The organism is Acinetobacter brisouii CIP 110357 (assembly GCF_000488275.1).
Lineage (GTDB): Bacteria > Pseudomonadota > Gammaproteobacteria > Pseudomonadales > Moraxellaceae > Acinetobacter > Acinetobacter brisouii.
Genome location: NZ_KI530762.1, coordinates 2,056,261 through 2,068,802, shown reverse-complemented (window position 1 = coordinate 2,068,802; position 12,542 = coordinate 2,056,261). Strand labels below are relative to the sequence as shown.

General features: G+C 44.9%; 11 protein-coding genes. 10 read left to right on the top strand and 1 reads right to left on the bottom strand.

Features of this window, described 5'->3' with window-relative positions; translation table 11 throughout:
* The 10 genes from P255_RS09920 (at position 1) to P255_RS09875 (ending at position 11,937) form a co-directional block, all read left to right on the top strand.
* Positions 1-1,362 carry a 3-carboxy-cis,cis-muconate cycloisomerase gene (locus tag P255_RS09920; protein ID WP_004899694.1) on the top strand — a complete coding sequence of 454 codons (1,362 nt, stop codon included), beginning with the start codon at positions 1-3 and terminating at the stop codon, positions 1,360-1,362.
* The gene (pcaD, locus tag P255_RS09915) at positions 1,362-2,147 is read left to right on the top strand and encodes a 3-oxoadipate enol-lactonase (RefSeq protein WP_004899696.1); all 786 of its coding nucleotides are present in this window, start codon (positions 1,362-1,364) and stop codon (positions 2,145-2,147) included. The genes P255_RS09920 and pcaD overlap by 1 nt, the downstream gene beginning before the upstream one ends.
* A 42-nt stretch (positions 2,148-2,189) precedes the next feature.
* Positions 2,190-3,545, top strand: a complete 1,356-nt coding sequence (locus tag P255_RS09910) for a 4-hydroxybenzoate transporter PcaK (RefSeq protein ID WP_004899699.1) — start codon at positions 2,190-2,192, stop codon at positions 3,543-3,545.
* A gap of 13 nt (positions 3,546-3,558) precedes the next feature.
* Positions 3,559-3,957, top strand: a complete 399-nt coding sequence (gene pcaC, locus P255_RS09905) for a 4-carboxymuconolactone decarboxylase (protein ID WP_004899700.1) — start codon at positions 3,559-3,561, stop codon at positions 3,955-3,957.
* A 37-nt stretch (positions 3,958-3,994) separates the two neighbouring features.
* The gene (gene pcaH, locus P255_RS09900; RefSeq protein ID WP_004750839.1) at positions 3,995-4,720 is read left to right on the top strand and encodes a protocatechuate 3,4-dioxygenase subunit beta; all 726 of its coding nucleotides are present in this window, start codon (positions 3,995-3,997) and stop codon (positions 4,718-4,720) included.
* A gap of 17 nt (positions 4,721-4,737) precedes the next feature.
* Positions 4,738-5,367, top strand: a complete 630-nt coding sequence (pcaG, locus tag P255_RS09895) for a protocatechuate 3,4-dioxygenase subunit alpha (RefSeq protein ID WP_004899703.1) — start codon at positions 4,738-4,740, stop codon at positions 5,365-5,367.
* Positions 5,368-5,466: 99 nt separating this feature from the next.
* The gene (gene aroD / locus P255_RS09890) at positions 5,467-6,270 is read left to right on the top strand and encodes a type I 3-dehydroquinate dehydratase (protein WP_370664278.1); all 804 of its coding nucleotides are present in this window, start codon (positions 5,467-5,469) and stop codon (positions 6,268-6,270) included.
* 28 nt (positions 6,271-6,298) lie between these two features.
* On the top strand, positions 6,299-7,759 hold the full coding sequence (locus P255_RS09885; RefSeq protein WP_004899708.1) for a right-handed parallel beta-helix repeat-containing protein: 1,461 nt from the start codon (positions 6,299-6,301) through the stop codon (positions 7,757-7,759).
* Between the two features lie 65 nt (positions 7,760-7,824).
* Entirely contained in the window at positions 7,825-9,141 is a 1,317-nt protein-coding gene (locus P255_RS09880; protein WP_004899711.1) for a carbohydrate porin, read from the top strand.
* 360 nt (positions 9,142-9,501) lie between these two features.
* Positions 9,502-11,937 carry a glucose/quinate/shikimate family membrane-bound PQQ-dependent dehydrogenase gene (locus P255_RS09875; protein ID WP_004899713.1) on the top strand — a complete coding sequence of 812 codons (2,436 nt, stop codon included), beginning with the start codon at positions 9,502-9,504 and terminating at the stop codon, positions 11,935-11,937.
* 340 nt (positions 11,938-12,277) lie between these two features.
* Here P255_RS09875 and P255_RS09870 read toward each other — a convergent pair whose 3' ends face one another.
* Positions 12,278-12,475: a heavy-metal-associated domain-containing protein gene (locus P255_RS09870; RefSeq protein WP_035365361.1), complete on the bottom strand. Its 198-nt coding sequence runs from the start codon at positions 12,473-12,475 to the stop codon at positions 12,278-12,280.
* Between the last annotated feature and the right edge of the window lie 67 nt (positions 12,476-12,542).

Genomic DNA, 12,542 nt, shown 5'->3' with positions numbered 1-12,542 from the left:
ATGAGCCAGTTATATGCCAGCTTATTTTATCAGGATGATGTGACTGAAATTTTCAGTGATCAGTCTTTGATTTCTTACATGATTCAAGCTGAAGTGGCACTGGCAAAAGCTCAGGCGCAGGTTGGGGTAATTCCTCAATCTGCCGCAGATTCGATCGAAGCGATTGCACAAAAAGTAGCATTGGAACAGATCGATTTTGATGCGTTAGCAACCGCGACAGGGCTTGCAGGCAATATCGCAATTCCTTTTGTAAAACAGTTGACTGCAATTGTGAAACAGCAAGATGAAGCTGCCTCACGTTTTGTGCACTGGGGGGCAACCAGTCAGGATATTTTAGATACCGCCTGTATTTTACAGTGCCGTGATGCGTTGCAGCATGTTGAACAGAGCGTGCAGCAAAACTACCAAGCGGCATTGACGCAGGCACAAGTTTATCGTGATCAGGTGATGATTGGACGGACATGGCTACAACAAGCTTTGCCAATTACGCTGGGTCACAAGTTTGCTCGTTGGGCAAGTGCGTTTAAACGTGATTTGGATCGGATTCAGGCAATGAAAGCCCGCGTACTAGCTGTTCAGCTCGGCGGTGCAGCGGGTTCATTGGCATCACTGCTTGATCAGGGTTCCGCAGTTGTCGAAGCATTTGCCCAACAGCTCCATTTGGCGACACCAAGTTGCACATGGCATGGTGAGCGTGACCGTATCGTTGAGATCGCCAGTGTATTGGCCATGATTGTCGGTAACACAGGCAAAATGGCGCGGGACTGGTCTTTGATGATGCAGACCGAAATTGCTGAAGTGTTTGAACCAACCGCAAAAGGTCGCGGTGGCTCATCGACCATGCCGCATAAACGCAACCCTGTTGCAGCGGCATCGGTACTTGCAGCTGCAAACCGCGTTCCAGTACTGATGGCAAGTCTGTATCAGAGCATGGTTCAGGAGCATGAACGTAGTTTAGGTGCATGGCATGCCGAATGGTTGGCATTGCCTGAAATTTTCCAGCTTTGCGCAGGTGCATTGTCACGTACCTTGGATGTTTTAGAAGGGATGGAAGTCAACACCGAAAACATGCAGCGCAATCTGGAATGCACGCAAGGTTTGATTATGGCGGAAGCAGTCATGATGGCACTGGCACCAAAACTGGGGCGTTTAAATGCGCATCATCTGGTGGAAGCCGCATGTAAAACAGCAGTCGCTGAGCAAAAACATTTAAAAGACGTGATCTCTGAACTGGATGACATTAAAAATAATTTTTCTACAGCAGAAATTTCGATGATTTTTAAACCTGAATCTTATTTAGGCAATATTCAGGCACAAATTGATGCAGTTTTGCAGGAAGCACAGACAGGAGTGGCAAAGTGATGATCACGATTAGCAATCGTCAAGGCAAGCATTTATCGGTTTATGTGGAAGGTCTTGAGAATGCGCCTGCCATTGTTTTTTCCAATTCTTTGGGAACTGATCATGCCATGTGGCAACCTCAAGTTGCTTCACTCAAACAGCAGTTCAAAGTGATTACTTATGATACTCGTGGACATGGTCAAAGTGATGTCATCGCAGAGACAACTGTGCAAAACCTTGCAGAAGATGTGATTGATATTTTAGATGCGTTGAAGATTGAAAAAGCACACTTTTGTGGAATTTCAATGGGCGGATTGACTGCGCTGTATTTGGGTATTCACCATGCTGCGCGTTTTAACAGCATTACAGTTGCAAACTCTGCAGCAAAAATTGGTACGGCAGAAGCATGGCTGACCCGAGCTGATGCGGTAGAACAAAATGGCTTGGCTGATTTGGTGGCTTCGACCCATAGCCGCTGGTTTAGCAGTGAGTTTGACTATCTACAAGATGCATTGGCGCAACAAACCATTCAAAGTTTGGCCAATACACCTGCTCAGGGTTATGCCAATGCCTGCCGTGCTTTGGCACATGAAGATTTGCGTGAACAGATTGCCAATATTCAGATTCCAACCTTGTTGATCGCAGGTCAATTTGATCCGATCACGACTGTTGCTGATGCTGAATTTATGCAGCAGCGCATTACCCATAGCCAACTCAGTATTTTGCCAGCATCGCATTTGTCAAATATTGAGCAACCTGAAGGATTTACTCAGGCTCTTCAGCGCTTTATTGAAGTGATTTCATAAAAGCCCACTGTTTTAAAAGGATTTTCGCCTAAGGAGGCAACTATGGCGTCTCAGGACACTGCTCGCCCAAATATGAGCATGGATGCACAAGCACTGATTAATGATTCACCATTAAGTGCTTATCAGTGGATGATTGCTGCAATTTGTTTTTTCATTGTTTTTCTAGATGGTATCGACACTGCTGCCATGGGCTTTATTGCCCCTGCATTAGCACAGGACTGGGGGCTTGACCGTTCTCAGTTGGGTCCTGTGATGAGTGCTGCGCTTGGCGGCATGATCATCGGTGCATTGGTGTCTGGGCCAACAGCTGACCGTTTTGGTCGTAAAGCAGTTTTATCTGTGTCGATGCTGATTTTTGGTGGTTTTACCATTGGCTGTGCCTACGCCAACAACCTCGATACTTTGGTTGTTTTGCGGTTCTTGACAGGAATCGGGTTGGGGGCAGCCATGCCAAACGCCACCACACTGTTTTCTGAGTACTGTCCAAACCGTATTCGTTCTTTACTCGTAACCTGTATGTTCTGTGGTTACAACTTGGGTATGGCGATTGGTGGCTTTTTAAGTAGCTGGATGATTCCACACTTTGGCTGGCACAGTTTATTTCTGTTCGGTGGCTGGAGCCCATTAATTCTGACTTTCTTTGTTGTGGGTGTTTTACCAGAGTCTTACCGCTTCTTGATTGTTCGTGGTGGCAATAACGAAAAAGTACGCAAGATCTTGAGCCGTATTGCACCTACTCAAGTTCAGAACGTGACTGAGTTTCACGTGCCTGAAGAAAAAAGTGCAGTGCAGAAAAAGCAAAACGTATTTTCGATGCTCTTTTCGCCAACCTACATCAAAGGCACGTTATTGCTTTGGTTCACCTATTTCATGGGCTTGGTGATGATTTACCTGCTTACCAGCTGGTTACCAACCTTGATGCGTGAAACGGGCGCAAGTATGGAACGTGCAGCATTTATTGGTGGCTTGTTCCAGTTTGGCGGTGTGCTTAGTGCATTGTTCATTGGTTGGGCAATGGATCGTTTCAACCCGAACCGTATTATTGCGGGCTTCTATTTTGTTGCAGGGATCTTCGCTTTCGCTGTAGGTCAAAGTTTAAGTAGTCCGATCTTGCTTGCAGTCTTGGTGCTTTGTGCAGGTGTTGCAATCAATGGTGCACAGTCTTCTATGCCAGCACTCAGTGCGCGTTTTTACCCAACCCAATGCCGTGCAACAGGTGTGGCGTGGATGTCAGGAATCGGGCGTTTCGGTGCGGTGTTTGGAGCGTGGATTGGCGCAGTACTTCTCGGTCAACACTGGTCATTTACTGCGATTCTGAGCATGTTGCTAATCCCAGCGACCGCTGCCGCAGTGTCTATTTTTGTCAAATCACTGGTTGCACATACCGATGCAACCTAATGAGGGTTTTCTTATGAATGATGATGAACGCTACAAACAAGGTATTCAAGTTCGCACGGAAGTTTTAGGCGAAAAGCACGTCAACCGTTCGATTGAAAACCTGAATGAATTTAACAGCGATTTTCAGAACTTTATTAGCCGTTTTGCTTGGGGTGAAGTGTGGTCTCGCCCTGGCATGCCACGCCATACCCGTAGTTTAGTGACGATTGCAATTTTATTGTCACTTGGGCGTGAAGATGAACTGCGTATGCATATTCGTGCCTGCTTTAACAATGGTGTCACTCAAGACGACCTTAAAGAATTATTTCTTCACTGTTCATTGTATGCAGGTTTGCCAGCAGCAAATGCTGCGATGCATATGGCAGAAGAGGTATTTAAAGAGCTAGGAATTTCACCTAGCCAGCAAACGTAATGGATGCAATTTTTTTAAAATTTAAAGGAGAAATATGATGTCTCAGATCATTTGGGGTGCCTACGCACAGCGTAATACAGATCATCATCCGCCAGCACATACACCAGGCTATAAAACCAGTGTGTTACGTTCGCCAAGCAATGCATTGATTTCAATTGCGGAAACACTCACTGAAGTGACAGCACCACATTTTAGCCCAAATCAGTTTGGCCCTAAAGATAACGACTTAATCTTAAATTATGCAAAAGATGGTTTACCGATTGGTGAACGGGTGATTGTGCATGGTTATGTGCGCGATCAGTTTGGTCGTCCTGTAAAAAATGCACTACTTGAAGTTTGGCAAGCCAATGCTTCAGGTCGTTATCGCCATCCAAATGATCAGTTTATTGGTGCGATTGATCCGAACTTCGGTGGTTGTGGCCGTATGTTGACCGATGAAAACGGTTACTTTGTTTTCCGTACCATCAAGCCAGGTCCATATCCGTGGCGTAACCGTATCAATGAATGGCGTCCTGCGCATATTCATTTCTCTTTAATTGCAGATGGTTGGGCACAGCGCCTGATTTCACAGCTTTATTTTGAAGGCGATACCTTAATTGATTCTTGTCCAATTATTAAAACGATTCCTTTAGAAGAGCAACGTCGTGCCCTGATTGCTTTAGAAGATAAGAGCAATTTTATTGAAGCAGATAGCCGTTGCTACCGTTTCGATATCACCTTGCGTGGGCGCCGTGCAACGTACTTCGAAAACGATTTAACTTAATGGATGGAGTAGAAAAAATGAATGGCTGGAATTTTCAAGAATTAGCAGAAACCCCATCTCAAACAGGTGGTCCTTACGTACATATTGGTCTGTTGCCGAAACAAGCCAACATTGAAGTGTTTGACAACAATTTCAATAACAATCTTTTGCAAGAACACACTCAGGGCGAACGTATTCGCCTTGAAGGTCAGGTTTTTGACGGTCTGGGTTTGCCGCTTCGTGATGTGCTGGTTGAAATCTGGCAAGCCGATGCCAATGGCGTTTACCCAAGCCAAGCCGACATTCAGGGCAAAACTGCTGACCCACATTTTCAAGGCTGGGGACGTGCAGGTGCTGATTTCCAGACTGGCGTATGGCACTTTGACACCATTAAACCAGGTGCAGTTCCAGGGCGTAAAGGTACACAGCAAGCACCGCATATTGCTTTAATCATTTTTGCACGTGGTATCAACTTAGGTCTCAATACCCGTGTGTATTTTGAAGATGAAGCTGAAGCGAATGCCAAAGACCCGATCCTGACAGGTATTGAGTGGGCGCCACGTCGCAACACTTTGCTGGCTAAACGTGAAGAGCGTGATGGTCAGGTGGTTTATCGCTTTGATATTCGTATCCAAGGCGAAAATGAAACCGTATTTTTTGATATCTAAGCTGCGCGCTGTATGGATTTTTCATACAGCGACATTACACAAGGAATGGTAATGATAAACCTTAAACATAAAGTACTTCAGATGGCACTAGCATGCAGCATGTTGGGGGCAGCATCCGTTGCACTGGCACAACCAGTGATGGCAGATCATTATGTCGTGAAAAATGTCGATATTGGCGTGATGCCAGTAAAGACCATCGTGCCGATTACCGCACAAACTGCTGAAGAGGCGATTGCTCAGGCAAAAGTGATTGCTGGCAACCCAAATGCAGATATTGCTGAATTCCGTATTGATTTGTTGAACTTTGCAACTGATACCAAACAGGTGATTGCATTAGGACAGCAGCTCAATCAAATCTTAAAAGATAAACCACTCCTTGCAACAATCCGTACTGCCAATGAAGGCGGTAAACTGAAAGTCAGCGATGAAGAATACGGCAAAATCTATAGCGCGTATTTGAAAAAACCGTTTATGCAATTGCTTGATATTGAAATGTTCCGTGATGCGAAAGTCGTGCGTAAAGTAACGGATTTGGCGCATGAAAAACATGTGTTGGTGGTGATGTCGAATCATGATTTTGCCAAAACACCAAGCGAGCAGGAAATTGTTGATCGTCTGCTAAAACAAGACCAAATAGGCGCAGATATTTTAAAAATTGCAGTCATGCCACAGTCTAAAGCAGATGTGTTTACCTTGATGAACGCAACATTAAAAGTGAGTCAACAAAGCAAAAAACCATTGTTAACCATGTCAATGGGACGCTTGGGCACCATTTCCCGAATCGCAACCGCAAGTTCAGGAGGGAGCTTAAGTTTCGGCATGATTGGTCAGGCTTCAGCACCAGGTCAAATTGATGTGACCCAGCTGCGCCAGTTCTTACAAACTGTACAACCTACACCATAATAAAAACTGAATTAAAGGAATATCTGGAATGAAAGCAGTTTCTTTGCGAGTGACCGCACTAAGTTTAGGACTATTGGCTTCAGGTTGGGCGGCTGCTTCAACCTACGTGGTTGATCGTTATCAGGATGATCAGAATCAGGGATCATTGCGCTGGGCGATTGAACAGTCCAATGCCAATCCATCTGATGATAACGAAATCTTGATTCAGGCAGTGGGTAAAGCGCCTTATAGCATTAAGGTAAATTCACCACTTCCTGAAATTAAAGGCCCTGTAAAAATCATTGGAACACAATGGGACAAAACGGGCGAGTTTATTGCCATTGATGGTTCTAACTATATTCAGGGTGAAGGGGCAAAAGCCTGTCCAGGTGCTATGCCTGGGCAATATGGTACTAACGTACGCACGATGACTTTGCCGGGTCTGGTACTACGTGATACACATCATGTTGTGCTCAAAGGTCTGGATATTCATCGCTTCTGTATTGGTATTTTGGTCAACCGTTCGAGCAACAACCTGATTCAGCATAACCGTATTAGCAATAACTACGGTGGTGCTGGGGTGATGTTTACTGGAGATGATGGCAAGGGTAATCCAACCTCAACCACGACCAACAATAACAAGTTTTTGGACAATATCCTTCAGGATAATGGTGATGGTTTAGAGCTGACTCGTGGCGCAGCGTTTAACCTGATTGCCAATAACCTGTTTACCAACACCAAAGCCAACCCAGAGCCATCACAAGGCATTGAAATCTTGTGGGGCAATGACAACGCGGTTGTCGGCAACAAATTTGAAAACTATTCAGATGGTTTGCAAATTAACTGGGGCAAGCGTAACTATATTGCATATAACGAATTGACTGCCAATTCAACAGGGTTCAACCTGACAGGTGATGGCAACATCTTTGATAGTAACAAAGTCCATGGTAACCGTATCGGGATTGCCGTACGTTCAGAGAAAGATGCCAATTCACACATCACCCTGACCAAAAACCAGATTTGGGACAATGGCAAGGACATCAAACGCTGTGAAGCGGGTGGAACTTGTGTGCCAAATCAGCGTTTAGGTGCGATCGTATTTGGTGTGCCAGCACTGGAACATGAAGGTTTTGTTGGTTCACGTGGTGGTGGTGTGGTCATTGATCCGAAGAACCTGCAAAAAACCTGTACTGAGCCAACTCAGCAAGGTTGTAATGCTCAGCCGAACCAATGGATTCAGGCACCTAAACTGACTGCACATCAGGGGCAGCTTGTGGTGAGTTTCAAAGGTCAGGCGAACCAGCGTTACCGCGTGGAGTTCTTTGGTAACCGCAACGCACAGTCTAAAGAAGCAGAACAATTTGTAGGTGCAGCAACAGTTGCAACCAACGCACAAGGTCAAGCCACTTTGACTTGGAAACCAACCGAGAAATTTGCCAATTACACCGCAAATATCACAGATCACCTCGGCGCAAGTTCAGAACTCAGCCAACCCGTAAAACTAAAATGATGAAATATAGGCACTTTGACATCAGGTTCGGGTGCCTAACCCGATTAGGCTAAGGATAAGCAAATATGAAAAAAGTTAATTTAATGAAAATGAGTGCAGTTTCACTCGCGATTTTATTTAGCCAAGGTGTTATGGCAAATGAGCCATGGTCACAAGATCGTCAATGGCTATTTGGGGACTGGAATGGTAAGCGTCAGCAACTCGAAGATCAAGGCTACAAGTTTACCGCATCGATCATGAGTCAGGCTGCGACCAATATTGATGGTGGCTACAATGATAACAATACAACGACGGTTGCATCACAGCTGACCCTTGGGGCAAATTTCGATTTAAACAAAATCGCGGGTTGGAATGATACAACGGCAGCGATCATGATTACCAAACGCGATGGTAATGCGCTGACCAATGAACGGATTAAAGACCCTCGTTCGACCACGCTAGGTAATTCACAAGAGATTTATGGGCGTGGGAAGATTTGGCGTTTAACTCAGGCATGGGTGAAAAAAGGCTTTGATGACAACAAGGTTCAAGTCAAAGTCGGTCGTATGGGCATGTCAGATGACTTTAATAGCTCACAATGTGAGTTCCAGAACTTGCTGCTTTGTGGTGGTCAGCTAGGTAAGTCGATTGGTTCAATCTGGTATAACTGGCCAGTCAGTGTTTGGGCAGCGAACGTCAAATATCAGTTCGCACCTGAATGGACGATTGGCGTCGGGGTGTATGAAGTCAATCCAGATGACATTAAAACCCAGTCCGCCAGCGATGGTTTTAACTTGGGTATGAACAATGTTCAGGGGGCAACGATTCCTGTTGAGTTGGCATGGAAACCAAAACTTAACGGTTTGCCTGGTGAATATAAAATCGGTGCATTGTACTCAACCGCCGAAGCCAAAGACATTAAAACCGCAGGTAAAGTCCATGATGGCAAACACAGTTTCTGGTTTAACTCACAACAACAATTGACCCAACGTGGTGATGACTCGAAACGTGGTCTGTATGTTGGTTTCAATGCCGTATTCAATGATAAAGCCACCACATTTGTCCAAAGCACCCAGCAATTGGCATTTTGGTATAAAGGCCCATTTGACAGCCGACCAGCCGATGAAATTGGACTCGGTTTTGCGCGCTATGACGTCAATAACCGCGCCCGTGACAAAGAAATTGCAACCGACATCAGTCGTGGTTATTTCTCTTATGACCCGATCGCAAGTAACTACGTTCCAATACAACGCAGCGAGTTGAATGTCGAGTTGAACTATACCTATCAATGGTCACCTGCGGTCATGATCCGCCCGAACTTGCAATATATCCACCAGCCAGCAGGGGTGAAAGAAGTTGATGATGCTTGGGTCGCAGGTCTGAGTGTACGTGTAAATTTCTAATCTGGACTTAGAACTTGCTGGGTGTTCAGAGGTTAATGCCCAGCAGAATTTCAGCATGGTTTCGACGATCGCGCATTCTTTTTCAGTTTTGGATTGTGTATAGATTCAAAACGATTGTTTTTAAACTGCGCTACTTTTTGTGCTGATGAAATTTTTACTAAAAAATCTTATCAGTCTCATCAAGATGAAAGGAATCATCGTGGCTATAACGAAGGAGTGAAGCCGTTTTTATGCCAAGTGGTGTAAAGGCGATTTTTTGGTTTTTGTTTTGGCGCATTGTGCAAATCGGTTGCAGCATCACAAGATGCTGTTCTGTATCAGATGGAAAACTGATTTGACATCAAAACTGGAGATAGTTGTATGTCTGATTCATATACTCAGCCACACCCCATATTTAAGATATGGTGTGCGATCTTAGGATTGGCATTGCTGGCTACAGGTTTATTTTATGTGATTGGTGGTGGCAAGCTGATCGGTCTGGGTGGCTCTTGGTACTTCTTACTCGCAGGGATTTTTATTACCCTTGCGGCTATTCTCATGTTGAGAAGAAAAGCACTCAGTGGGTTTATTTATGCGGGTGTATTTGTTGTAACGTTGATTTGGTCTTTGTTCGACAAAGGTTGGGATTTCTGGGGCTTGTTCTCTAACCTCATGTTCCCATCTGGGTTATTTGTTGCCATCATGTTGACGCTGCCGAGCTTACGCTGTTATGAGCAAAAAGCACGGTGTACAGCACCTGCATATGGTTCAGGTTTGGTCGTTCTTGTGGGGATGTTGGTGGCATTGTATCAAATGTTCCAACCGCATCCGACCGTTGCAGCATCAGGTCAGGCATTGCCTTTAGTTCCTGTAGATGCAACAAAACAGCCAAAAAACTGGGATCACTATGGAAATGATGCAGGCGGTAGCCGTTTTGCTGCATTAGATCAGATTAATCGCAACAACGTTAAAGACCTGAAAGTGGCATGGACTTACCGCACAGGTGACATGACGACAGGTACGGGGAATGGCGCTGAAGATCAGGAAACGCCCTTACAAGTCGGTAATAAAGTATTTTTATGTACGCCACATAACAACGTGATTGCGGTTGATGCAGACACGGGTAAACAGTTGTGGAAAGCAGAAGTCAATTCACATGCTGATGCATGGGAACGTTGTCGTGGTGTTGCTTATTTTGATTCAACGCAAGCCATTGAACAACCAAAATTTGCAGGTGCAACACCTGTAACCGCAGTTGCAAACAATACAACTTGTCCACGCCGTGTTTATACAAATACACCAGATGGACGTTTAATTGCGATCAATGCCGACAATGGTCAACGCTGTGAAGACTTTGGTGATCATGGTACTGTGAATTTGCTAGAAGGCATGGGAGGTGGTACGAAAGCACCTCGCTTTGAAGTCACTTCTGCTCCGACACTGGCAGGTACAACACTGGTTGTGGGGAGTCGCGTTGCCGATAACGTTGCAGCAGACATGCCAGGGGGTGTGATCCGTGGTTATGATGTGATTACGGGTAAACTACGCTGGGCATTTGATCCACGTAACCCGAATCCAAACTATGTGTTAAAACCAGGCGAAACTTATAAACGTAGTTCAGCAAACTCTTGGGCACCAATGTCTTATGACCCGAAAATGAATATTGTGTTCTTGCCAATGGGCAGTTCTTCGGTAGATGTTTGGGGTGGTAACCGTAATGCACTAGATCACAAATATAATACTTCTGTGTTGGCGCTTGATGCGACAACAGGGAAAGAAAAATGGGTTTACCAAACTGTACATAATGACCTTTGGGACTTTGACTTACCAATGCAACCAAGCTTGGTCGATTTCCCAATGAAAGATGGCACAACCAAGCCTGCGGTGGTGATTGGTACGAAATCTGGTCAGTTCTTTGTCCTTGACCGTGTTACAGGTAAACCACTGACCAAAGTGGTTGAGCAACCTGTAAAAGTTGCAGACATTCCAGACGAACAATATTCAAAAACCCAACCGCGTTCAGTTGAAATGCCACAACTTGGCAATCAGACTTTAAAAGAGTCTGACATGTGGGGCGCAACACCATTTGACCAGTTGATGTGCCGTATTAACTTTAAATCTATGCGTTACGATGGTCTGTTCACTGCACCAGGGACTGATGTTTCTCTCAGCTTTCCAGGTTCTTTGGGTGGCATGAACTGGGGCAGCATCTCGTTTGACCCAACACATCGTTATATGTTCGTGAACGACATGCGTTTGGGTTTATGGATTCAGTTGATTAAACAAACACCTGAAGACATTAAAATCCAAGCGAGTGGTGGCGAGAAAGTCAACACAGGTATGGGTGCTGTACCAATGAAAGGTACACCGTACAAAGTCAACAAAAACCGCTTCATGTCGGCTTTGGGTATTCCATGTCAAAAACCGCCATTTGGTACCATGACTGCCATTGACATGAAAACTCGTCAAATCGCATGGCAAGTACCATTGGGTACAGTTCAAGACACTGGACCTCTAGGCTTCAAAATGGGCTTGAAAGCGCCGATTGGTATGCCAACCATTGGTGGTTCAATGGCAACTCAAGGTGGCTTGGTGTTCTTTGCTGCAACACAAGACTATTACTTGCGTGCCTTTGATTCATCAACAGGGAAAGAACTTTGGAAAGCCCGCTTGCCTGTGGGTAGCCAAGGTACGCCAATGAGCTACATTTCACCAAAAACAGGAAAACAATACATCGTGATTTCTGCGGGTGGTGCGCGTCAATCACCAGACCATGGTGACTACGTGATGGCTTATGCGTTACCTGAGAAAAAATAAGTGATGTGCTGTTGTCGAGTTAGATGTAGCTCGACAATAGAGATGAAACAGAAACGGGCTGATCTTGATGATCGGCCCGTTTTTTTTATGCAGATGAATGGCAGTGAACGCGATATGAACAGCTTTTTAAATGGCAAGCCTAAAATATAGAATGAATATGCTGAGATGATTTGTTGGGCGTTAGATGATAGTTCTATGGTGAGCCACAAAACAAAAAACATAAGCATCGTGAGATAAAAAGGTGGGCGAAAACAGAGTGTTGAATTTAAGATGAGGGCGTGATTGAAATGAAATATTTTGGGCATGCAACATGTCATACCCAAAAAATCAACTTTAAAACTTATGCTTTCAGAACAGGGGGGAAACCATCTTCTGTTAAAGCTTCAGTGAGTTGTTCAACACTGGCACTGGTTTGGACTTCAACCAGTTTGCTTGCAACATCGATATTGACCTGAGCATCTGGATCAAGATCTTTAATGGTTGCAGTCACGCTACGTGCACAACCGCCACAAGTCATATTGGCAATTTCAAATTTCATGATTGCTGCCTGATTTAAATAAGAGAATTGCATTGTAAAGCTTACCCTCATGGTAAGGTCAAGTGGC